Annotated in this window: 20 protein-coding genes and 4 tRNA genes; 12 read left to right on the forward strand and 12 right to left on the reverse strand. The window is 48.9% G+C overall.

The features are described 5' to 3' along the window. Window positions 1–273, forward strand: a 273-nt coding sequence (locus FYJ51_RS13580; RefSeq protein WP_205946297.1) for a hypothetical protein, incomplete at its 5' end; no start/stop codon positions are given. Between the two features lie 494 nt (window positions 274–767). Here FYJ51_RS13580 and typA read toward each other — a convergent pair. Both typA and FYJ51_RS10320 read right to left on the reverse strand, forming a co-directional pair. Continuing rightward, window positions 768–2609 (reverse strand): translational GTPase TypA, encoded by a 1842-nt coding sequence (gene typA / locus FYJ51_RS10315; RefSeq protein ID WP_408022621.1) that lies wholly within the window; start codon window positions 2607–2609, stop codon window positions 768–770. A gap of 66 nt (window positions 2610–2675) precedes the next feature. Next, window positions 2676–3989, reverse strand: coding sequence for a D-alanyl-D-alanine carboxypeptidase family protein (locus tag FYJ51_RS10320; RefSeq protein WP_154505474.1), 1314 nt, complete (start codon window positions 3987–3989; stop codon window positions 2676–2678). A gap of 60 nt (window positions 3990–4049) precedes the next feature. Between FYJ51_RS10320 and FYJ51_RS10325 the strand changes: the two genes are divergently transcribed. The 5 genes from FYJ51_RS10325 (at window position 4050) to FYJ51_RS10345 (ending at window position 7584) form a co-directional block, all read left to right on the forward strand. Beyond that, window positions 4050–4133 (forward strand) — tRNA-Leu (locus FYJ51_RS10325). A 78-nt stretch (window positions 4134–4211) separates the two neighbouring features. After that, the gene (locus FYJ51_RS10330) at window positions 4212–4703 is read left to right on the forward strand and encodes a GNAT family N-acetyltransferase (RefSeq protein WP_154505476.1); all 492 of its coding nucleotides are present in this window, start codon (window positions 4212–4214) and stop codon (window positions 4701–4703) included. Between the two features lie 9 nt (window positions 4704–4712). Further along, window positions 4713–5501, forward strand: a complete 789-nt coding sequence (locus tag FYJ51_RS10335) for a hypothetical protein (RefSeq protein WP_154505478.1) — start codon at window positions 4713–4715, stop codon at window positions 5499–5501. Window positions 5502–5567: 66 nt separating this feature from the next. Next, on the forward strand, window positions 5568–6638 hold the full coding sequence (locus FYJ51_RS10340; protein WP_154505480.1) for a CobW family GTP-binding protein: 1071 nt from the start codon (window positions 5568–5570) through the stop codon (window positions 6636–6638). A gap of 4 nt (window positions 6639–6642) precedes the next feature. After that, entirely contained in the window at window positions 6643–7584 is a 942-nt protein-coding gene (locus tag FYJ51_RS10345; RefSeq protein ID WP_154505482.1) for a TIGR03943 family putative permease subunit, read from the forward strand. Between the two features lie 267 nt (window positions 7585–7851). On the opposite strand, the gene FYJ51_RS10350 is transcribed toward FYJ51_RS10345, so the two are convergent. From FYJ51_RS10350 to FYJ51_RS10395, 10 genes are all read right to left on the reverse strand, one after another. Further along, complete coding sequence (locus tag FYJ51_RS10350) at window positions 7852–8577, reverse strand: B3/B4 domain-containing protein (protein WP_154505484.1); 726 nt, start codon at window positions 8575–8577, stop codon at window positions 7852–7854. Then, complete coding sequence (locus tag FYJ51_RS10355; protein WP_154505486.1) at window positions 8574–9881, reverse strand: AraC family transcriptional regulator; 1308 nt, start codon at window positions 9879–9881, stop codon at window positions 8574–8576. Before FYJ51_RS10355 ends, FYJ51_RS10350 begins: the two co-directional genes overlap by 4 nt. A gap of 94 nt (window positions 9882–9975) precedes the next feature. Continuing rightward, on the reverse strand, window positions 9976–11421 hold the full coding sequence (locus tag FYJ51_RS10360; protein ID WP_154505488.1) for a YfcC family protein: 1446 nt from the start codon (window positions 11419–11421) through the stop codon (window positions 9976–9978). Window positions 11422–11451: 30 nt separating this feature from the next. Beyond that, window positions 11452–12390 carry a carbamate kinase gene (gene arcC, locus FYJ51_RS10365; protein WP_154505490.1) on the reverse strand — a complete coding sequence of 313 codons (939 nt, stop codon included), beginning with the start codon at window positions 12388–12390 and terminating at the stop codon, window positions 11452–11454. A 3-nt stretch (window positions 12391–12393) separates the two neighbouring features. Continuing rightward, on the reverse strand, window positions 12394–13386 hold the full coding sequence (argF, locus tag FYJ51_RS10370; protein WP_154505492.1) for an ornithine carbamoyltransferase: 993 nt from the start codon (window positions 13384–13386) through the stop codon (window positions 12394–12396). 23 nt (window positions 13387–13409) lie between these two features. Further along, window positions 13410–14639 (reverse strand): arginine deiminase, encoded by a 1230-nt coding sequence (locus FYJ51_RS10375; RefSeq protein WP_154505494.1) that lies wholly within the window; start codon window positions 14637–14639, stop codon window positions 13410–13412. 305 nt (window positions 14640–14944) lie between these two features. Next, window positions 14945–16603 carry an arginine--tRNA ligase gene (gene argS, locus FYJ51_RS10380; protein ID WP_154505496.1) on the reverse strand — a complete coding sequence of 553 codons (1659 nt, stop codon included), beginning with the start codon at window positions 16601–16603 and terminating at the stop codon, window positions 14945–14947. Between the two features lie 81 nt (window positions 16604–16684). Next, window positions 16685–16761, reverse strand: a tRNA-Arg gene (locus tag FYJ51_RS10385). A gap of 136 nt (window positions 16762–16897) precedes the next feature. Beyond that, entirely contained in the window at window positions 16898–17461 is a 564-nt protein-coding gene (locus FYJ51_RS10390) for a TetR/AcrR family transcriptional regulator C-terminal domain-containing protein (RefSeq protein WP_154505498.1), read from the reverse strand. An 18-nt stretch (window positions 17462–17479) separates the two neighbouring features. Continuing rightward, window positions 17480–18046, reverse strand: coding sequence for a manganese efflux pump MntP (locus tag FYJ51_RS10395; protein WP_205946298.1), 567 nt, complete (start codon window positions 18044–18046; stop codon window positions 17480–17482). Between the two features lie 424 nt (window positions 18047–18470). On the opposite strand from FYJ51_RS10395, the gene FYJ51_RS10400 reads away from it, so the two are divergent. The 6 genes from FYJ51_RS10400 (at window position 18471) to ftsH (ending at window position 24039) form a co-directional block, all read left to right on the forward strand. Continuing rightward, on the forward strand, window positions 18471–19364 hold the full coding sequence (locus FYJ51_RS10400) for a DegV family protein (protein WP_154505502.1): 894 nt from the start codon (window positions 18471–18473) through the stop codon (window positions 19362–19364). A gap of 93 nt (window positions 19365–19457) precedes the next feature. Continuing rightward, a tRNA-Arg gene (locus FYJ51_RS10405) sits at window positions 19458–19532 on the forward strand. 3 nt (window positions 19533–19535) lie between these two features. Then, a tRNA-Pro gene (locus FYJ51_RS10410) sits at window positions 19536–19612 on the forward strand. Between the two features lie 242 nt (window positions 19613–19854). Continuing rightward, window positions 19855–21288, forward strand: a complete 1434-nt coding sequence (locus tag FYJ51_RS10415; RefSeq protein WP_154505504.1) for a TrkH family potassium uptake protein — start codon at window positions 19855–19857, stop codon at window positions 21286–21288. 7 nt (window positions 21289–21295) lie between these two features. Further along, on the forward strand, window positions 21296–21955 hold the full coding sequence (locus FYJ51_RS10420; RefSeq protein WP_105302827.1) for a potassium channel family protein: 660 nt from the start codon (window positions 21296–21298) through the stop codon (window positions 21953–21955). Window positions 21956–22047: 92 nt separating this feature from the next. Continuing rightward, window positions 22048–24039 carry an ATP-dependent zinc metalloprotease FtsH gene (ftsH, locus tag FYJ51_RS10425; RefSeq protein ID WP_328597273.1) on the forward strand — a complete coding sequence of 664 codons (1992 nt, stop codon included), beginning with the start codon at window positions 22048–22050 and terminating at the stop codon, window positions 24037–24039. Window positions 24040–24280: the final 241 nt, after the last annotated feature.

The raw sequence follows: 24280 nt of genomic DNA on the forward strand, positions 1-24280 counted from the left end.
GGTGCTCTTTACTATAAGAGCACCCAATCATCCACCTGCCAAGCAGGTGGTTCTCCGGTTCGCACAATCTTTACACCCATAGCTAGTCAACTGTTTATCTTTGTGCTCACCAGTCCACTAGGACGAATAAAAGGCTCGCATTTCCTGCGAGCCCTCTTTATGCGACCTGCTGCCGTTGACACCGGATCTTTGTGCCCATCCGTCAATCGTGACAGTCCGGAGATCAAACCATTTTTCAATCCATTCTGGAACTTACTGCGTGTTGAATTGTAATTCTCAATCGGTACAGCATCGATACATTTCCATTCATACCCAGAAGTACTTGTCCGGATATCGAATCCGTCCTCTTTTCCTTCTGTTTTAACACCATCTTCCGGCTGTTTTCTGTTTCAGATTCCTGGATCACCTGTTCTCCGGCAGATCAGCAGATCTGAAGCAATTGTTAACGCAGGCTCACCTTTTCAGATGGCGCTGCCTCCATGAATTCCTGGTCTTCTCATATTTCTGACCTCCCGGGAACGATCTGTCAGGATTCTCATTCCTGCCGGTTCCCTTTGCACTTTCTATATAATCCCTTTCCAGCAATTTTGAAAGCCCTTACATTTGCTGACTTTTCTGCTATAATAAGAAAGTCGGGAAAATACAGTCCGCCAGATCAGAATCTTTTCTGATCTGCGGCGGTTTTTTTATTTTCCGGCAGTACAGGAAGAAGAGAAAACCGGCATTTTTCAAAACAAAAGAGGAACTGCGAGTTCCTCTTCCATTTCCTATTCGTCTTCCTCGTCATCAATCTTGCCCAGTTCACGAGCGTGTCTGCGGCGGTCGATGATCGTCAGATACTTCTTGCGCACACGGATATCGGTCGGCGTGATTTCAACGAGCTCATCATCATTGATGAATTCAATTGCTTCTTCCAGAGTCAGGATCTTCGGCGGAACAAGCTTCATGGCTTCATCATTGCCGGTCGAACGGACAGCCGTCATCTTCTTGTTCTTGATCGGATTGACCGTCATATCCTTGTTCTTGCTGGAAACACCGATGATCATTCCCTCATAGACCGGAGTCTGCGCACCGATGAACAGCTGGCCGCGCTCCTGGATGTTCCAGAGTGCATAGGTCATGGCACTTCCGGTTTCCGTGGAAATCAGCGCACCATTCTCACGCTGTGGGATATCTCCCTTCCACGGCTCATAGCCGGCAAGTCTGCGGACCATCGTGCCTTCGCCATGTGTCGTATTGATGAACGCAGTGCGGTAGCCGATCAGGCCTCTGGTCGGGACCAGATAAGTCACACGGGTATAAGAGCCATTGTCTTCCATGTTCTGCAGCATGCCTTTTCTCTTGTTCAGCACGCTGATAACCGTTCCGGAATATTCATTCGGCACATCGCAGACAACTTCTTCAACCGGTTCGCAAGTCTGTCCGTTAATCTTCTTCAGAATGACTTCCGGTCTGGAAACAGCAACTTCATAGCCTTCACGGCGCATCTGCTCCAGAAGAACCGTCAGATGAAGTTCGCCGCGTCCGGATACCTTGAAGGTATCAGTGGATCCGGTTTCTTCTACCTTGAGACCGACATTGACTTCAAGTTCCTTTTCCAGACGTTCGCGGATATTGCGGGAAGTCACATACTTGCCGGACTGTCCAGCAAACGGAGAATCGTTGACCATGAAGTTCATGGACAGCGTCGGCTCTTCGATCTTGATCATCGGCAGCGGATCCGGAGCTCCATCCGGGCAGAGCGTATCGCCGATCGAGATATCAGGAATCCCCGAAATCATGCAGATCTCACCGCACTGAATCTCATTGACCGGGATTCTGGAAAGTCCTTTGTAGACAAAGATCTGATTGGTTTTTCCTTTGCCGGTCTTTCCTTCAGCGTTGCAGACTTCATACTGGGTAGCAGCTTTGAGCGTGCCGGAGTAAATCCGGCCGATGCCGAGTCTGCCGATATAGTCATCATACGCAAGTGCACATACCTGCATTTGAACCGGTTCCTTCGTCAGATCCGGATAAGCCTGGGTATGATGCAGAATCGTCTCAAACAGCGGCGTGATGTCATTGTTCGTATCCGTGTCCCAGTTGTAGCGCACGATTCCTTCTCTTGCGACACCATAAAGAATCGGGAAGTCGAGCTGATCATCTGTCGCATTGAGCTCCAGGAACAGATCATAGACTTCATCAATGACTTCATTTGCGCGTGCATCAGGCTTGTCCATCTTATTGATGAGCAGAATCGGACGCAAGCCGATTTCAAGAGACTTCTGGAGGACGAAACGGGTCTGAGGCATCGGTCCTTCCGCAGAGTCTACCAGCAGGATTACGGTATCGACCGTCTTGATGATGCGTTCCACTTCCGAGGAGAAATCCGCATGCCCCGGAGTGTCGACGATATTGATCTTGTAATCCTTGTACTGGACAGAGCAGTTCTTGGAATAGATGGTGATTCCTCTCTCCCGTTCGAGGTCATTGCTGTCCATGATGCAGTCCACAACCTTCTCGTTATCCTTGAAGACATGGCTCTGCTTCAGGAATGCATTTACAAGCGTAGATTTTCCGGCATCGACATGTGCGATCACCGCAATGTTGATAATCTTCTGATAATCCATATTCATTCTTCCTCGAAACGTTCCCTATTATATGATGCGAGCTTTTTTTCTGCAATAAGCAACCTCTCAGCTATGCGGTTTGCCAGGATGTTCGCGCTTCAGCATGAATATCACCCCGATCATCAATGCCAGAACAGCCAGGATGCCAGGCAGTTCCGGAATGATCCGTTCTTCCGCAAAGGTATACAGAACCCCTCCGGCAGTTCTCGTCCTGCTCTCTGCAGAAACCAGGTCCGCAGTTCCTGCCAGCGTATCATAGGCATAGATCTCAAGCGTTCCGACCGTTTCTCCTTCTGCAACCGGAGCAGTGACGGAATCCGGAAGGATTACCTTGTAATGAACATTCTCCTCTTCCGGAAGATCCAGGGTCATGGAATCTGAAACAAGAACCCGGATATCGCCTTCCGTGCTTTCCCGGACCTTCAGAGGTCCGAAGTCCTGCCCGGCAGAGACTGCTTCTTTCCGTTCATAATGTTCTGAGAACCAGTGATAGAGAGCCGCCGCATCCGAAATCGAAGCCGGATAGTGCTCAATATGGTAACCATGGGCGTTGACCATCGTCAGAGGAATGTCATTGATCTCTGCACAGCTGGCAAGCGTATACTGTCCCTCAATCGTATATCCGGACTTTCCGCCGATGAATCCCGGAATGTCAAACTCATAGCTGAACGGAGGATCTTCCTGGTTGATGTACAGCAGCACATAGTTCTGCATCAAGAGACCACGGCGGTAATGAGCAAGCGGTTCTGTTCTCCAGATTTCGGTGGTGATCACGGTCCGGAAGAGTTCATTCTGCATGCAGTAATTCAGCAGCACTGCCATATCGCGGCAGGTGCTGTAATGATCATCCTCATGCAGACCGGTTGTATTCACAAAATGCGTATCCTGCATGCCCAGTTCTGCCGCCTTCGCATTCATCTGTTCCACGAAGGCTTCTTCACTTCCTGCCAGATAGAACGCAAGCGCTCTCGAACAATCAGCGCCGGAAGGAAGCAGATCTCCATAGATATAGTCCAGGGCGGTCGGCTCATCCCCCGGAACGAATCCAGCCCGGTTTGCGTTGGCTTCTACCAGACCTGCAAGCATTTCTTCTGTAAACGGAATCACGGTATTCTCAGGATCAGGAATCCGCTCAATCGCGAGGATGGCGGTCATCATCTTGGTCATCGAAGCAGGGAAAATCTGTTCTTCGCTGCGATGGTCCAGAATCACCTGTCCTGTCTCAGAATCCTTCAGGTAGTAATAGTCACAGAAAAGATCCGGAAAATCTTCCGGAGCAGCATAGGTTTCTTCCGGCTCTAAGACAGCTGTGTCCTGCCTGCAGCCTGTCATAGCAAGCACCAGCATTCCGGCAGTCATGATCTTCCATATCTTTTTCATTGGAAAAATTATATCAATCCTTTGACCTTTTCGTCGACGGTGTATATAATATCAAAGCACGCACCAGTGGTGGAATGGCAGACACGTACGCTTGAGGGGCGTATGGGGAGACCCGTGCAGGTTCAAGTCCTGTCTGGTGCACCATATCAATAAGAACAAGCCGCAGGATGATGCGGTTTTTCTTTTCATCGCCCAGTGATTCCTGCAGGAAGGAGCAGTTCCATGGAATTAAGACTTACAAAGCCGGAAGATCTTGAAACAGTCATGAATATCTATGCCAGGGCAAGAGATTTCATGAAAGAAACCGGGAATCCCCGCCAATGGGGACTTTCAAACTGGCCGCCGGAAGAAAGAATCCGAAAAGATATCGCAGCCTCTAAAAGCTATGTATGCATGGAAGGCCAGAAGATTGCTGCTGTCTTCTATTATGACTTCGGAAAAGACATCGACCCGACCTACAGGGACATCGAAGGGGCCTGGCTGTCAGATGCCCCTTATGGTGTCGTGCATCGCATCGCTTCTGCAGGAATTGTTCCAGGAGCAGGGTCCTGGTGCATTCAGCAGATGTTTGAACGGTCAAGGCATCTCAGAATGGATACGCATCCGGACAACCTCATCATGCAGAAGACCTTGCTGAAACTCGGATTCCATAAAACCGGTATGATTCACGTAGAAGAAGATGACGATCCCCGGATCGCCTTTGAAAAGATTTAGAATACAGATATGGCAAAGACACAGGAAACTCTGGATCTGGAAAACGCACTGGATCAGAGAAGCAGAGAAAGACGGGAATACGGCTGCAAAGAAGTGACGATCGGCTTTGCCCATGATTCCCATGGAGACGAGATCGTCGATTATATGTCCATGGACAGCCGCAGCGTTTTCCGGTGCTACGAGCTGAAGGTCAGTGTTTCTGATCTGAAATCCGATGCCAGAAAGAGCTGGTACGGAGACTACAACTATCTGGTCTGCGGCATGGATCTCTGGAATCAGCAGCCCGCATTCGAGAACTATATTCCTCCGTATGCGGGAATTCTTGCCGGTCCTGATCTGATTGTCAAACGCAAGGCTCAGAAGCGCAATATCCCGGATCAGCAGCGTGAAATGCTGAAAGACAGTCTGATCCGCAGCGTGTTCTGGAAGATGGACCAGTATCGCAATGCCGAGAACCTGAAAGCCATGCAGGAACTGAAGCACTCGCTCGAAGCCCTGCAGCAGGAATATGAAGCATTCCGTCAGGAAACAGATCGCATGCGGTGGACCTATCAGGATTATGAATCCTTTGTTCGCCGCAATCACCAGGATCCTTCCTTTTCCATCGAGCGTCAGGCCAAGGCGGAACGCAGCCAGTATGTTGCAAGAAAAGAGGGAAGATTCACCTGGTCAGCAGGTCCGGACGGAACGATCGTATGTCCCTGCTGCAGAAAGCCAGCACTGATCAGAGATGGAAAGCCTCTGCTGACAGAGTTCTGTCCATTTTGCGGAGCAGATCTGCGCAGACTCGGCCAGTGAAGCAGGAATCATGACAATTCAGAAAACCTGCTTATAATAAGGAAGCGAATAAGAAAGAAGGTAGCTATGACAAAAGTAGATGTTATCTCCGGGTTCCTCGGAGCCGGAAAAACAACCTTGATCTCAAAACTGATCAAAGATGTCTTCCATGGCCAGAAGGTAGTCCTTGTAGAAAATGAATTCGGTGAAATTGGTATTGACGGAGGATTCCTGAAAGACTCCGGCATTGAGATCCGCGAAATCAACAGCGGCTGCATCTGCTGCACGCTGAAAGGCGATTTCGAGAAGTCTCTGCAGCAGGTCATCGATACATATCATCCGGATCGGATCATCATTGAGCCCTCTGGAGTCGGAAAGCTTTCCGATATCCTGCGGGCAGTGAAAACAGTCAGCGGGGTTGAACTGGACAGCTACAGCACCGTTGTCGACGCCGCTCGCTGCAAAGTATATCATCGCAATTTCAAAGAGTTCTTCGATGATCAGATCGCAACCGCATCCTGTGTTATTCTTTCCAAGACTCAGAACGTGGATGAAGCAAAGCTCGCAGCGGATACTGAAATCATCCGTGAGCTGAACCCCGATGCAAGAGTCATCACCACGCCATGGGATGAGCTCTCCGGACAGGCAATCTTTGATGCTATGACAGGTGCTTCCAGCGGCTTCCCGGCAGGTCTCGGCGAAGATGACGATGATGACGAAGACGAGGAGCATGAAGAGCATGAGCATCATCATGATCATGACGAACCTGAACATCATCACGAACATGAAGCGGATCCGAATGAAGGACTCTCGGAAGGCAACCGGATTCATCTCGGAGAAGAGGAGCATGAGCATCATCACCACCATCATCATCATCATGGAGAACATGACGCAGATGAAGTCTTCGATTCCATCGGAATAGAAACCATCAATCATTACTCCGAAGAAGAAATCCGCACTGCTCTCAGCAAGCTTGGTGACAACATCGTCCGTGCAAAGGGAATTGTTCCGGATCATCAGAATGGATGGATCTTCTTCGACTTCGTTCCGGGCGATATCGATGTGCGCAAAGGAAGCCCCGCATATACAGGCCTGATCACCATCATCGGAGAACACGTTGATCTGAAACAGATCAAAGAAATATTCCAGGTAAAGTAAGCCGATGCCGACTCCTGTATATCTTTTCACCGGTTTCCTCGACAGCGGAAAAACCACACTGATCAAAGAGACCATGGATGACCCTCAGTTCATGGAAGGCGTTCAGCGTTCCCTGATTCTCTGCTTTGAACAGGGAGAAACCGAATACGACGAGAAATTTCTTGATTCGCACAATGCATTTGTGGAATATTTTGATTCTCCGGATCAGCTCACAAAAGAGCGGATGAGAGAGCTTGATACGATCTATCATCCGTCGTTTGTCTTCATCGAATACAATGGCAGCATTCCGATCACGGATACCCTGCTCTCGGAAATGCCGGATTTCTGGCCGCTGGTGCAGATTCTGACGACAGTCGACGCAACGACCTTCGAGTCCTACATCAATAACATGCGTTCCATGATGTTCGAGCAACTGCGCTACAGCGATACAGTTATTATTAACCGCTGCACGCCGGATACCAACGGCCGCATGCTGAGAGGCAACATCAAGGCAATCAACCGCAGGGCGCAGATCTACTACGAAGGAAATTTCGGAGAACCTGTGGAGCTGAAAAGCGGCACTCTGCCATTTGATCTCAATGCACCGGTCATCGACATCAAAGATGATGACTACGGCCTCTGGTATATGGACTGCATGGAAGGTCCGGCAAAGTATGATGGCAAGACCGTCATCCTGCGCGGCATGTATGCAGAAAACATTCCTGGATATCACCAGTCCTTCGTGCTCGGCCGCAGAGCTATGGTCTGCTGCAATGCAGATACCAGTCTCTGCGGGGTCACCGTCACCGGTGTGAAAATTGAAGAAATGAACCTCGGCGACTGGGTTGAAGTTGAAGGAACCTTCAAGCTTGTCAATATGGAAAACGGCGGCGAAACCGTGGTTCTCTATGCAAAGCGGATTCAGCACTACAAAGAGCCTGCTGATCCGTACGTCTATTTCAGCTGATCCCAAAGCATAAGCACTGCTGGGCCCTGCAGCAGAAGTTGCAGCTGCAGAAGCGCTGACAATAGGATCTGGAATTTCCGAGCAGAGAAAGAAAAAAGCTGAACCAGAGCATTATCGCTCGAATGGACATTCAGCTTTTTTTCGTATCAGTGCTTGCTTTCAAAGCCAGTGCTAATCTCAGTGCAGATCTTCGTTCTCATCCCTGCAGCTTCCCATGATGAGATTGATCCTCAGACCATGCAGTCCGCCGCACAAGCCGAGAATATGTCAATCTTCAATCGGGATCGAAGAATGGCAGCGAGACACCATGCCAGCATGAACAATCTTCACGCCAAGATACTTACGCATCAGATCCTGCAATTCTTCCAGTGCGTTCTGAAGATCGGCAGTACGTTCCGGTTCCACGTTTTCCATCAGGATGATCTCATTGTGCGTATCATCTGTCACTTCGGTCCGGCGGCCATCCCGCCAGTTGAAGCAGCGGCATACTGCTCCTGCTTCGTCGTAGTAAGCAATCTCTCCGGGAAGCGGAGGATCCTGTTCTTCCGATCCGATCGGAATGAAATCTTCCCCTCCCTTCATCGCGCCAAGATGAAGATCTCCTCTGATCTGATCAAGATTCTCCACGCCGATCGGAAATGCATATTTCAGAGAAATCGCATTGGTGATGTCAACGGCAGGTGCAATCGTACCGACCGGCTTTCCGTGAAGGATGCGTTTCAGGAGATTCTCGATGGAGCATCTCGCCCCCTTTTTGCCAGGGAACTTCTGATATGCGGCACGCCATACTGCCGGCACATGATTCTCACTGATCACATCGCTGGTCAGGAACCTCCGCGCTGCCTGATTTGCCTGTTCAAGGAGAATCCGGATTTCTTCCCTCTGATCTTCTGAAAGTTCTCTGGATGTCTCAGCATTTTTCACAGAGAGCACAGCAATCTCCACATCCGGGAACAGCTCCCAGAAGCTCTCATCCACTATGAATTGTTTCATCTTGCTTTCCTTTCTTTTTTTGGTTTCAGCCGTTCTGAAGCTTCTGATCCATCCGTCTTCTGAAAGGTGATGGAATTGCGGAAGACAGAAGGAGTCATTTCCTTCAGCTTGAAGAAGTTCAGATTGAAGGTCTTGATATTGCTGTAACCGACCCGGATTGCGATATCGAAGATCGGAATATCTGTTTCCGCCAGCAGCTTGCATGCTTCATTGATCCGGATGAACGTTAGCAGGCATTCAAAGTTCCGCTCTGAATAGAACAGCAGCGCACGATTCATCTGCGGGATTGATACACCGACTTTGCTTGCCACCTCTTCCGGGGTGAGATGTTCTTGATCATAGTTCTGATACAGATAATCCGTGATCCGGAATGCCACATCCTTATCTGTCTTATTGCAGTTTGTCTTCACCTTGCTGTAGATTTTGCGATAGCGGATCGGAGTGATTCCGACTCTTGCCACAAAATGCTTCGTCAGATGCGAAGCATCAACAAAGCCAAGCAGATCGGCAATTTCATTCAGGGTCAGGCTGGTGTAAATCAGATAATCAGATGCTTTTTCGATGCGGATGCTGCTGAGCAGCTTCGAGAAAGAAGTCCCGGTCAGTTCCTGCAGCTGCTTGGCAACCGAGGACTCAGACATGAACAGAGCTTTTGCAGTCTGCTCCAGCGTCAGCTTCTCAGAAGAATGGGCATAGATGTAACTCATGATCGGTTCCTGAGTGATCCGATTCACCTCATGTCTTTCTCCGCGCAGCGACATGATATACCTGCGGTACATGATCATCAGTTCAAGGATCTTATTGGTCGTGTACAGAAAAGTCAGAGGATTATTCGGAGGCGTCATTCTGACCGATTCCACGCCGAGTTCTTCCTTCAGCTGGTCCATGATTCCGTCAATTGCCTCTGCCTGCACGGAATCCAGATAGATCACCGGCTCTGCCGTGATGAACCGAAGCAGTTCCACGCTGTCTTCCTCAAAGCCAACTGTAGTCTTGAGCACCGTATTGATATACTGATAATCATAGACCACTTTGATCAGCTGAAGTGTCTCCTCCACTTCCGTCACATCCGAGATCTTCCATGGCGTGATCGAGACGAGCATGTTCGGACGGATCTCATAAGTTTCTCCGTCTATCACGATCGTCCCTCTGCCGCGTTTGAAATACAGAAACCTGGCTGCCTGATGCATCAGTGCTTTTGTCGGTTCTTCAATGGCTTCATAATCGAAGGAACATACGGAAGTAGGGTCTGCTTCTGAAGTCAGATTATCCTGCAGGGTTACCTGCTTACATGTTTTATTCATTATCTTATTCCTGAATCCCGCAGTCTCATTATAACCGATATACGAAGAGGACCGGAAATATTTCCGGTCCTTTCAGTCAGTTCGTATGGAACATTCAGCTCAGGATAATCATTGAACCGGTGAGAATCACAGCACTGAAGATTGCTATGATCATCAGGAGTTTTCCTGCCCACTTCACCCAGGTCTCATACGGGATTCTTGCCAGAGCGAGACCGCCCATGATGAATCCGCAGGTCGGCGTGAACAGATTGACCAGTCCATTAGCTGCAACCGTGATCATGATTGAAGTTTCAACCGACCAGTTCATTCCTGCCACAATCGGAGATACGATCGGGGAAGAAAGTGCTGCCAGACCAGAAGAAGACGGAACCAGGAAGCTGAGGCCTACATGGAGCAGATAATCCAGGAAAGCGAACAGTCCACTGGACATGCCGCTGTTGGTCAGACCTGTAACCGAGATCTGAACCAGCCATGCGCCGAGTCCGGTCTCTGCCATGAGCACTGAAGTTGCACGAGCCAGGGCGATGACAACATTAACGCTGATCATGTCTCCGAAGCCGCTCATGATTACATTGACCATGTGCTTTCTGTCTTTCATTCCGATCAGGCCGATGATGATGCCCATCAGAAGGAACCAGGTCGCCGCATCGTCAAACCACCAGTCGCCGAACTGATTCCCGGTCAGGAATGCAGACCAGCTGAAGAAATTATATGCGCCGCCTTCTCCGAAAGAACCCCATGGAATAAACCCGAGGATCATCACGATGAAGGTAATTGCGAATAATCTCAGGCAGACCTTCTGCTTGGAAGAAAGCACCGGATTCTCTTCGATCTCAGTTGCACCGCCATAAGCAGCTTTGCAGGCAGCAAGCTGATCTGCTGTCAGAATCGAGCCCTTATTCTTGATGACTTTCTTGGCATAGTTCAGAACAAACCAGACCGACAGACCATAAGTTCCGAGGCAGAGAATCAGACCTTCTGCATAGACGATTCCCATGTTGACAGGAACTCCGGCTGCAGCTACTGCAGCACCAGTCGCAAACGGATTGATCGTGGAACCGAGAACTCCGGACCCGGCACCGAGCAGCACTGTTGCTGCACCGACAATCGGATCCATGCCTGCTGCCGTCATGGTCGCGGCAAGGAGAATATAGAAGCCGACCGTTTCTTCTCCCATGCCATAGGTAGTTCCGCCGATGCAGAACAGAGCCATCAGAATCGGGATCAGACGAAGTTCATTGCCATGCATCTTCCGGACCAGAACATGAATTCCGGTTTCCAGAGCGCCGGTCGAATTGACAAGACCGAGGAAGGCACCAAGGCAGAATACAAAGCCGATGACATCGCCCGCATCATGGAAGCCGGCAATTGGTGCCATGAGAATCTGTGAGAACGTAGCTGCCGCAACGGTTCCTTCATTTCCATCTGCATCTATATACGGTTTTCCAGCAGCAAGCCAGGTCATTGCCGAAACCAGCAACAGAACGATTAAGAGTATAGTAAAAGTATTCAGTGATCTCTTCTCTTTTTTCTGACTCATAATTATGTTTTCCCCTTTTAATCCGGACAGCTATTTCGTGATAACTGTGCCTGTTTTCCCTTCGAGAGCTTCCGCAGCCCGGGCAAGTGAAGTAATCAGAGCAGTTCCGCCGGTCTGACTTTTTCTCACAAACTCGATGCACGATTCTACTTTCGGAAGCATGGATCCGGGAGCGAATTCCTTTTCGCTGATCAGTTTTTCTGCTTCAGAAACCGTCATCGCAGAAAGTTCTTTCTGATCCGGCTGATTGAAATGCACACAGACGCGATCCACAGCCGTGAGGATGATCAGCTTGTCCGCATGAATATCACATGCAAGCAGGGCACTGGAACGATCCTTATCAATGACTGCTGCCACTCCTTTCAAGCCATCAGGTGTTTCAACTACCGGGATTCCGCCGCCGCCGACTGTGATCACGATATCGCCGGCATTCACAAGCTGCTCTACCATATCCAGTTCCACAATCCGTTTCGGGATGGGGGAAGGGACTACTCTCCGGTATCCTCTTCCCGCATCTTCCACGAACGTGAATCCTTTTTCAGCAGCGATTGCTTCTGCTTCCTCTTTGCTGTAAAAGCTTCCGACTGGTTTTGTCGGGTGTGCAAATCCAGGATCTTTCTCATCGACAACGACCTGGGTAACGATTGTTGCACACTGCTTTCTGATCCCGCGCCTGCTCAGCTCTGCCTGAATTGCCTGCTGCAGATGATATCCGATATATCCCTGCGACATTGCACCGCATTCCGGAAATGGCATGTATGGAGTTTTACCACCATGACTCGCAGAGAATTCCATTGCCAGATTGATCATTCCGACCTGCGGTCCGTTGCCGTGGCCGATAATTACTTCATAGCCGGCCGCAGACAGATCAACGATGGTTTTCGCGGTATGCCTGACAAGCTCAAGCTGCTCCTCAGGATTTTTTCCGAGAGCATTGCCCCCAAGGGCAACTACGATGCGTTCTGCCATGCATTATTTCAGAGTTGCATACATGACTGCTTTGATGGTATGCATGCGGTTCTCTGCCTCCTGGAACTGACGCGCCTGATGACCGAGGAATACATCATCTGTGACTTCCATCGCTTCAAGTCCGTATTTCTGGTAGATATCTTCTCCGATCGTCGTATTGCGGTCATGGAAAGACGGCAGGCAATGCTCGAAGATTGCCGTAGGCTTCGCCTTTGCCATCAGTTCTTTATTGACCTGATACGGACGGAGCAGATTGATTCTGTCTGCCCAGAGTTCTTCCGGTTCGCCCATGGACAGCCAGATATCGGTATACAGAACATCCGCATCAGCTGCCCCTGCAGCAGGATCTTCTGTGAATTCCAGTTTCGCTCCGGTCTCGGCAGCGATCTTCTCGCAGCGTTCGATCAGTTTCTGATCCGGCATCAGCTCCTTCGGTCCGCAGGCGCAGAAATGCATGCCGAGCTTTGCACTGACCACCATCAGAGAATTTGCTACGTTGTTGCGGGCATCGCCGAAGAATGTCAGCTTGCGGCCGCGCATATCCCCGAATTCTTCCCGTGCCGTCATGACATCTGCCAGCATCTGAGTCGGATGGAACTCATCTGTGAGACCATTCCATACCGGAACACCGGAATACTTTGCAAGGTCTTCCACGACCGACTGCTTGTAGCCGCGGTATTCGATGCCGTCAAACATTTTGCCGAGTACTTTGGCAGTATCTTCCAGTGATTCCTTCTTGCCCATCTGTGAAGACTTGGAATCCAGGAAGGTTACTCCCATGCCAAGGTCCCGTGCTCCGACCTCAAATGCGCAGCGAGTACGAGTAGATGTCTTTTCAAACAGAAGCACAACCTGCTTTCCTTTCAGGAAACTATGGTCAACTCCATTTGCTTTCAGCTTCTTGAATTCTGAAGCAAGATCAAGAAGATAATTGATTTCCTCCGGAGTAAAATCCAGAAGTGTCAGGAAGCTTCTTCCTCTGATATTCACACCCATATTATTGTTTTCCTTTCGTTTTTTCAGTCTGCGCGGATCAGCGGCATAGACATGCATCTTGGGCCGCCTCTTCCTCTGGAAAGCTCTGCAGAACTCATCTCAATCACAGTGATGCCATGAGAGCGGAGAATATCATTCGTCACTTCATTCCGCTGATAGACAACGATCTTTCCAGGTGCAATTGCAAGCGTATTGGAACCATCATTCCACTGTTCCCGTGCAGCCGCAATCAAGTCATCTCCGCCGCACTTGATCAGTTCAACATGATCTGTCTCTGTGTATTTTTCGAGAATGCTTTCCAGTGTTCCATCTACGCGGCGGATTCTGAGATTTGCCGGATCTTCTCCCGGGGTGATTTCATAAACGGTGAGCGGGCCGAGAATTGCAGGATGAACGGTATATTTATTTGTATCAATCTGTGTGAATACCGTATCCAGATGCATGAATGCACGCGATACCGGAATATCGAAGGCAAGCACGGTCCTGATCTTTGCATTCGGATCGGAGAACAGATTGCGCGATACAGTCTCAATGGCATCCGGAGAAGTACGCTGCGAAATACCGATTGCGAGAACCGATTCGGTCAGATTCAGAACGTCGCCTCCTTCGATATTGCGAGGCATGGTCCGATCATAGTATCTGGTGACCAGTCCTTCGAAATCCGGATGATAGCGGAAGATATAGTCTGCATAAATCGTTTCGCGATTTCTGGTCGGGAAGCGCATCCGATGCAGGAAGACGCCGTTTCCTACCGACGCAAACGGATCTCTCGTGAAGTAGAGATTCGGCATCGGATCAATGATCAAACTGTCAGGCGGCGTGATCATGTCCTGCAGAGAGTAGGAAGAATAATCAGTTCCGAGTTCCTTGAGCGAGATTCCTTCCATGGTCTTGAGCACAAGATCCTTGCCATGGAAATTGGAAATCATATAATCATAAAGTTTCTTCTGCCACTTCTTCGTCCGGATATTTCCTTCTTCCAGCCACTGATAGAGAAATGGTTCTACGAGCTCCGGATGAAGCTTCAGAACTTCCGTCATGAGATCTTCGAGATAAACTACTTCGGCTCCATTGCCTCTTAAGATCTGTGCGAATTCATCATGCTCCGCCTGAGCAACTTTGAGATACGGAATGTCATCAAACAGCAATTCCTGCAGACGATCTGGTGTCAGCATCAGGAGCTCATTTCCAGGCCGATGAAGAAGCACTTTCTTCAGCGGCTTGATTTCGCTCCGTACATTAATTCCCTTCATAAAAACCTCCTGAATGGTATGAAATTGTATGAGGGGATGCAGACCCGCGCGCCAGGCGCTGCATCCGGTTTCATTACACTGTTACTGTAGCTTTTTCCAGGAGATCAATCAGGTAAGAAACCAGATATGAAATTGTACATTTCGGGATTTGTCTTCCGTTTTTCCGTCATTTGTTTCCTGAAAGAAATTACTTATTTCACAAAAAAAAGCGTATATGACAAAAGGATTTTCACGACATGAATAAAAAAGAGCCATGCATGAAGCACATGGCCCTCTTCAGAAATATTGTATGTTTTCCGGAAACCTTACATCTTTTCCGGTGCACTGACACCGATCAGATCCAGCGCATTCTTCAGCGTGATGGAAGCAGCTTTCACCAGTCCGAGACGCTCATTGGTCAGCTCCGGATCATCCGGATTGTTGACCTTGCAGCTATTGTAGTAGCTGTGATAGATCTTGACGAGATTCAGGATATACTCCGTGATCTTGTTCGGCTTGCGAATTGCAGCAGCGTTTGCGACTTCAGCCGGGAATTCATTGATCAGCTTCATAATCTGAAGTTCCTTCGGATCCGTCAGACGGCCGTAATCATCCGTCGGAGTATATGCAGGAATATCCGGGTTATGCAGGATGGAATGCATGCGGCTGTATGCATACTGCGCATAATACACCGGATTGTTATTGTCCTTGGTTCTTGCCAGCTTCATGTCGAAATCCATATGCGTGGCAACATCTTTCGAGACAAAGAACCATCTTGCCGCATCGGTTCCTACATCTTCGCAGAGTTCCCGCAGGGTGATCGCATTGCCGGTACGCTTGGACATCTTGACTTCTTTTCCATCTTCCACCATGCGGACCATCTGAATCAGATCCACTTCAAGTGTTCCCTTCGGATAGCCAAGTGCAGTCAGCGCACACTGCATACGGGTCACATAGCTATGATGATCTGCACCCCAGAGGTCAACCAGTTTCGGATATCCGCGTTCTACTTTATAAACATGATTTGCAATATCCGGAGTCAGATATGACAGCGTGCCATCACTCTTGCGGAGCACGCGATCCTTATCGTCTCCATACTCCGTGCTTCTGAACCAGAGAGCTCCGTCTTTTTCATACGTCAGCCCCATATCCTTCATACGCTCAAGCACTTTCCGGATCCGTTCGCTGTCATGCTCATAGAAGAACGTTTCATGCATCCAGGAATCAAAATGAACCCCGTACAGATCCAGATCCTTCTGGATCTTTGCCAGTTCTCTGCGGACGCCTTCTTTCTTGAAGTATTCCAGCCTTTCCTTCGGATCAGCTTCAAGCCACTTTTCGCCATCATGTTCTGCGATATCGTTGGCAATATCGATAATATCCTGAGCGTGATAGCCATCTTCCGGAAGCGGGTAGCTCTTTCCGAAATGCTCAAAATATCTGGAAATGAGTGATTCGCCAAGCATGACAATCTGGTTGCCGGCATCATTGATATAGTATTCTCTCAGCGTGTCATATCCGCTTGCTTCAAGCAGTCTGCAGATGCTGTCGCCCCAAGCTGCATTTCTCGCATGGCCGCAATGCAGATCGCCGGTCGGATTTGCAGAAACCCACTCTACCAGGATTCTCTCTCCCTTGCCGGTTTCATTATGACCATACTGGTATCCTGCCTCGATTACTTTATTGATGCAGTCAGAAAGCGAAGCTTCCGCGATCCGGAAGTTGATGAAGCCAGGCTTCACCGCTTCAATGCTCCGCGCCTCCGGCAGTGTCTTCTTCAGTTCTTCCACAATCGGAGCAGCAATCTCCATCGGGCTCTTGTGCAGCACCTTTGCAAGCCGCATTGCTACACTTGTGGAATAGTCTCCCATCTTCGGATCCTTGGGAGTTTCCACCATCAGTTGTCTGTCATCCGGGTCAATCCCAAACACAGTTCTGACGGCAGCTCTGGAAGCGTCCAGAATCTTAGCAGAAAAATCACTCATTATTATTCTCCCTTCACTGACAGATTATGCCAGTCTCTGCTATTCTCGAAAAAAGCCCTAAGCGGGCTTCTGAGAATGCAATGGTGCGCCGAACAGGAGTCGAACCCGCAACCTTTTGATTCGTAGTCAAATGCTCTATCCAGTTGAGCTATCGGCGCTTCAGATCACGGCTTTTACGGGTATCCGTAAGATCCGCTATTCTTTTATACAATACTTCTTATCCTTTTTCAACAAGACGGGTTTTTCCTGATGGAAATATACAATTTCAGAACAGATATTTTTCCATTTCAGAGCTTACTTCGACTGAATGAAGTCCTGGAACGAAACCGCCATGAAGTCAACCACCATCTGTTTTGACTCCTTCACTCCGAACGATGGATCCTTCCGGAACACAAAGTTCTTCACATGAAACGCCAGACATTCCCCGAAATATCTGGCAACCACATCATTATCATATTTCTCCATGACTCCCGGTTTACGCTGCCGGTTCAGATAGTTCCGGAATACCAGTGTCAGATTCGCACGGACCATGTCCTCAAAACTGTTCTGGCCAGTCACATTGTAGGCAACCCGATAGAACGAACGATTCTGATCTACATTCGTCAGAACGATTTCCAGATATTTCTGGTCATCAAATGAATCTTTATGATTCTGCTCTGCACTTTCTACCAGATCATGGTAGACAATGGCGTTCAGGCAGTCATATTTATCTTCAAAGTAATTATAAAAAGTAGCCCGGATGACTCCGGTCTGATCGCAGATCTGCTTGATGGTTATTTTCTCAAATACATTCCGCAGCATGAGATCCCGAAGATTCTCATACAGGAATGTCCGCATCATTCCCTTGCGGTTCTCCATCGCAGGTTCCTCCCACCGTCACCTTAGAACATAAACGCTCATCAGATAAATACTAAGTATGATCATCAAGGCACCTCCGCTCATGCCCAGCGTCCTGCTGTACCGGCTTCCAAGAGAGTACCCGACATAAAGTGCCACAAGTATTGTAACAAAAGTCACTAAAAACGCATAACATAAGCCTGCAGAAAGTGAAATATCGAGAAATGAAAAGCTCGTAGCCAGAAACAGGGTATCGATACTGGTGCCTGCTGCCAGGCGGAAGCACTCACGATAGCCGAAGTCCGGATCGCACTTCTCTTCGATATCCTTCAGCCGGTAGGAGCGAGTAGTAAGAAAAATACCGATTGCAAACACAATCAAGCACGCAACTGCCATCTCTACGCGATCATTCATCATGCGCATGAAAATGCTGGAAAGGCCATACCCGCAGAGCACGGCAACTGCATTCATCAGAGAAAAAATGAGAGAAAAAAGCAGAGATTTCCGGAACGTGAGATTGCGCAGCGTTGCAGCTTTATTCATCATCACCACAAAAGAATCCAGTGACAAGCCGATGAAAAGCAGGACTGCCTGATATCCTCGCATAAAGAAAAATCTCCCTTCAATCCCGCTCATTTTACCGTGTAGCCAAAGTAAAGCGACTATACAAAACTCCTTTTCTGTAAATGCAGGCCACCATGAATCTTTGATTCAGCTTTCAGAATCATGACTCTCTCCATGAACCCGCTGAAATGATCTATGATCCAGATCCGATGCATTTCGTGCTTCCTTCCAAACTGAAAAAGGACCTGCCGCATCAGGTTCCTTTTCAGATAGGGGGGAAGAAATAATGTCGTCAATCATGATTATTGACATTGTCATCATATTCACCGGTTGTGTTCTATTCATGCAGAATTCGTGAAAACTGCGTGAAACGCTGTACTTCTGCCCATACACACTCCCGAATTCGTCACTTGTAAAAAGACATGTGTCTGATATTATTACCTCTGTAAAAATATAGGGGGTTACTATGACTGCTCAGAATTATTTGATTGTCACCGACGCATGTTCTGATATCATCCCGGAATATGCTGATCAGAAAGGAATTCTTGTCATTCCGATGGAAGTCGTCATGACCGACGGTTTTAAATTCAACGCAACCTATGATTGTTCCGAGCTGCCTCTGGATGAGTTCTACAAGAAGGTAGAAAGCGGACTGATGTCTTCTACTACTGCCATCACTCCTCAAGCTTACCTGGACGTCTTCCGCCCGCTGCTTGCCCAGGGAAAAGATATTCTATATTACTGCTTCACTTCCGNCATGTCTTCCACGTACAGCAATTCTCTGCTGGCTCAGCAGCAGCTCAAGGAAGAATTCCCGGACCGCAAGCTCATCATCGTCGATTCCCTCGGTGCAACCGGAGGCATGGGCTATCATGCCTATTTCGCAGCAGAAAACCGTGACAACGGCATGAGCATTGAAGATAACGCAAAGTGGCTTGAAGACACCAAACTCCACATCAACTACACCTGGACTGTATCCGACCTCAATCATCTGAGAAGAGGCGGACGTCTTTCCAATATTGCTGCATTCGCGGGCACTCTGCTGCAGCTTAAGCCGGTCGGCGATATCGATGACACCGGTCATCTTGTCGGTCTCGGCACCGTTCATGGCCGCAAGGCATCCATCAAGCGTCTCTTCGACATCATGGCTGCCCGCATTGACAAGAGTGCTGACAAGCCGGTCTTGATCTGCCCATGCGGATGCCCGGAAGATGCAGAACTCCTGAAGAAGAAGATTCTCGAATCCGGTCTTGCAAAGGAAGTTGTCATGGGAAGAGTCGGACCAGTAGTCGGAACTCATCTCGGCCCGAGCGGTCTTACCCTGTTCTATTTCTGCGATCATCGCGGCGGCCTGAAATAAACTTCAGGCAATCAGGATAATTCAAATCCCTCTCTTGCCCAAGCGCGAAATTCAATTCCGAACACAGAATAATTGTGTATAATAACTAGGCACGCCCCTATAGTAAAACGGATATTACAAACCCCTCCTAAGGGTTAGTTGTAGGTTCGATTCCTACTGGGGGTGCCACTTCGGGATGTAGCGCAGTTTGGTAGCGCACTTCGTTAGGGACGAAGTGGTCGCCTGTTCAAATCAGGTCATCCCGACCATATGTGTGAAAGCCGCATAGCAATGCGGCTTTCCTTTATTCAGCACAGAATCGGGACTGACTTCAGATCCTTCTCGCAGGATCCGATCCATTTCTTCCGTCTGCAGTTCCTGCGGAAAACCTGGATGAAAGAAACTATACGAAGGTGAAGAAGTGATCATCTCTTCAGGCACGTCTGCTGATTCTGAGTGAGCAGTTCGAAGGACATTTGCAGGAATTACAGCGGACTTTATAATAGGACATATGCAGGAAACAAAACAGAAAATTCTGGATCTCAGAAAGAAACGGCCGAAATGGTTTGTGAGCTTTATTACCCGATTCGGCATTGCCCGGGTTCTGGCAATGAGCTTCGCCAGTGTTATTCTGATCGGATCACTGCTGCTTTCGCTGCCGGTCAGCGTCCAGGGTAAAGCCCCATCTTATCTGGACAGCCTGTTCATCTCCACTTCAGCTGTATGCGTAACGGGATTAAGCCCGCTTACCGTAGCAGATACTTATACCTTTTTCGGAAAAACCGTCATGATCCTTCTGATGGAAATCGGCGGTCTGGGACTGATGACGTTCGTCGCTGCTGCAATCATTCTCCAGAAGAAAAGCATGTCTCTGACCGAACGAGTCATGTTTGCTTCAGCAGCAGGCAAAGGAGATGTTTCAAACATTGCCGATTATCTGAAGAAGATCATCAAGTATACCTTTTTCTTCCAGAGTATCGGATTTCTTCTTCTTCTGCCTCATCTGATCCGCGACTTCGGAATCGGAGAAGGAATCTTCAACAGTCTGTTCCTCTGCGTCAGTGCCTTCACGAATGCAGGTTTTGACTGCTTTGCAAGCAACAGTCTCATGAATTACGCTTCTGATCCTCTGGTGTCTCTGACCGTCATGGGACTGATCACCATGGGCGGCCTTGGCTTCATGGTCTGGTTTGACCTCAGCCGGAAACTACATGAAGGAAAACGAAAGCAAAGCCTTCACAGCTTCTGGATCAGTCTCAGCACGCACACAAAAGTAGTGCTTTCAATCTCTCTGATTCTGTTTGTTTCCGGAACCGTTTTCTTCTGCCTGGCTGAGATGGGCAATCCAAGCACCCTGGCAAGCCTTCCGGTTTCTTCCAGAATTCTGATCTCGATGTTTCAGTCCGTCACGCTCCGTACTGCTGGTTTCTATACGGTTAACATCGGCGCCTGCCGCCGGGTGACACTGCTTATCATGTGCGTATTCATGCTGATCGGCGGTTCGCCAGGCGGCACTGCCGGAGGCATGAAAACCACAACTGCTGCAATTCTTGCTGTGGCGGTGAAGAACCTGCTTCATGATGAAGGAAACACGATCCATATCTGGAAACGCAGAATCCAGGATTCTGATTTCATCCATGCATTCATCATTTTCTCGGTATATATCGGATTTCTGTTTGCAGCCACTGCAATCATGCTCTGCACCGATGGCAGGACCATGGATACCCTCGACCTCATCTATGAAGAGGTCTCAGCAATTGCAACCGTCGGTCTTTCAGCAGGACTCACACCGCTGCTTTCTCCGGGCGGAAAAATCGTGATCATTCTGCTGATGTTCATTGGCAGGGTCGGACCGCTCGCAATTATCGAAGTATTCCAGAATCGCCGCAGCGGGCTGGTCCGCAAGCATGTGGAATACCCAGATGCAGATCTGATGATCGGATAGGAGGCATATGAATAGCAAAACTTATGTAGTAATCGGACTCGGTATCTTCGGCAGCGCCGTAGCTAAGACGATCGCCAGATCCGGGGCTGATGTGATTGCCATCGACAGCAGCATGAGCTGCGTCGAGAACGTTGCAGACGTCGTCAGCAATGCCGTGCAGGCAGACTGCTGTGACCTTGATCAGCTGAAAGAAGCCGGGGTGCAGGATGCGGATATCGCGATTGTCGCCATGGGCTCTCATCTGGAAGAAAGCATCATGGCAATCATCCACCTGAGAGAACTTCATGTGAAGGAAATCATTGCGAAAGCAAACAACCACAATTACATGTATGTCCTCGAACGCGTCGGTGCCGACCGCGTGATCCAGCCGGAGAAAGAAGCAGGCCAGCGTCTTGCCGAACGGCTGCTCAATCCGAATATCGTCGATATGTTCAATGTGGATAACGAATATTCCATCCTCGAGATCAAAGCTCCTTCCCTCTGGCAGAATCATTCGCTGATTGAACTGGAACTCCGGAAGAATTATGCAGTCAATATCATTGGCATCCGCAGCGGGGATTCGAAAAAACTCACCATGAGCTTCACACCGGACTATGTGATCAGACCTGATGATTCCCTGATCATTGTCGCCGACAGCAAACGCCTGCAGCAGCTGGACCTGAATTAACCGTTTCTCCCATCATTTCACACAAAATTGTTTAGCACTCTATATCCTTGTGTGCTAAACTGTACATACTGAAGAAAACGAGGTGATCTCAAGTGGACCAGGTTAATAAGCCGAAAAAACCGCTAATTTACTATTATGCAGTTGTGATGCTCGTACTTGCATTGCTCAATCTGCTGTTCGTTCCTGCCTACAACCAGGCAAAGATCGAAGAAGTCAGCTATAGTACATTTATTCAGGAGACGGAAGATAAGGAAATCAAGGAAGTTCAGATCACTTCTGAAGAAATTCTCTTCACGACTAAGACAGGTGGAGATAGCAAAATCTACAAGACCGGTCTCATGGACGATCCGGGGCTGACCGAACGTCTGTATGAAAACGGAGTGGAATTCACAAAGGAGATTCAGGAAAAACAGTCTCCCTGGGTTGATTTTCTGCTGAGCTGGGTAATTCCGATTGCGTTCTTCTATTTCCTCGGGCAGATGCTCATGCGCAGGATCATCAAGAGCGAAGGCGGCGGAAACTCCATGATGTTCAACATGGGAAAGTCCAATGCTCGTGTCTACATCAAGTCTCAGAACGGCATCCGTTTCAAGGATGTTGCGGGTGAAGATGAAGCCAAGGAGTCTCTTCAGGAAATTGTCAATTATCTGCACGATCCGAAAGCATATAGTGAAATCGGTGCCAGCATGCCGAAGGGAATTCTTCTGGTCGGCCCTCCGGGAACCGGAAAAACCATGCTTGCAAAAGCAGTTGCCGGCGAGGCAAATGTTCCATTCTTCTCAATGAGCGGTTCTGAATTCGTTGAGATGTTTGTCGGCATGGGTGCCTCCAAGGTCCGCGATCTCTTCAAGCAGGCCAAGGAAAAAGCACCGTGTATTGTCTTTATCGATGAAATCGATGCAATCGGCGGAAAGCGTGTATCAGGAAATATCGGCGGCAATGATGAACGGGAGCAGACACTGAATCAGCTGCTGACCGAAATGGATGGCTTCGAGTCCAATAATGGTGTCGTGATTCTTGCGGCTACCAACCGTCCGGAATCTCTGGACCCTGCGCTGCTTCGTCCTGGCCGGTTTGACCGCCGTGTACCGGTAGAGCTGCCGGATCTCAAAGGACGTGAGGAAATCCTCAAGGTTCATGCTGCTAAGGTCAGGATGGATCCGAATGTGGATTATAACGCGATCGCAAGAATGGCTTCCGGTGCATCCGGTGCTGAGCTTGCAAACATCATCAATGAAGGTGCCCTCAGAGCCGTGCGTGAAAAGCGAAAGGTCGTCACACAGAGAGATCTTGAGGAAAGCATTGAAGTCGTATTCGCCGGCTATCAGAAAAAGAATGCAATTCTCACGGATGAAGAAAAGCTTACAGTTGCATATCATGAAACCGGGCATGCATTAGTCGCAGCTTTGCAGACGCACAGTGCACCAGTTCAGAAGATCACCATCATTCCTCGTACCAGCGGTGCCCTCGGCTATACGATGCAGGTTGAGGAAGGCAATCACTATCTCTACAGCAAAGAAGAGCTGCGCAACAAGATCGCTACCTTCACTGCCGGAAGAGCCGCAGAAGAAGTGAAGTTCGGAACTGTCACAACCGGTGCCAGCAACGATATCGAACAGGCAACAAAGCTTGCCAGAGCGATGATTACACGCTATGGCATGGATGATGACTTCGATATGGTTGCCATGGAAACCGTGCAGAACCAGTATCTCGGCGGAGATACGTCACTGTCCTGCAGCGAAACTACTGCTGCTGATATCGATGCTCGTGTCGTTGCTCTGGTCAAAGCAGAGCATGAGAAAGCAAAGAAACTGCTCATGGAGCATCGTGATGACCTGGATCGTCTGGCAATGTATCTGTATAGAAAAGAGACTATTACCGGCGAAGAATTCATGAACATCCTCGAGCACAAGGATGCGGAAACTCCGGAAGAACCTATTGAATGGACCTGCCCGAAGTGCGGACACGAAAATACCGGAAAGTTCTGCTCAAATTGCGGAGCCCAGCGTCCGGAGCCAGACAAAGCAATTCCGCTTCCTGTCCCCGCGGAAAAGCCTGCAGATACTCCATCTGCTCAGGCATAATCTTTAACTTCTGAAAGGCTGCCAGAGCTGATCAAGCAAGCTCCAGCAGCCTTTTCATTTGTCTTATCCATTCACTGTTTCAGAATAGCCCGGATTATTCTTTCTGTATGCAGGCGTCCCAATGCTCAGATGAAACGATCCAGGCATTCTCATGTCTTGCAAAACGGAAACACCTCATCCGAACACTGCCGAATACAGAAAGAAGACAGTCAGGATTCAGCTGTCTTCTTTCTGTATGAAT

It is taken from the genome of Stecheria intestinalis (assembly GCF_009696165.1).
In the GTDB taxonomy this organism is placed as follows: Bacteria; Bacillota_I; Bacilli_A; order Erysipelotrichales; family Erysipelotrichaceae; genus Bulleidia; species Bulleidia intestinalis.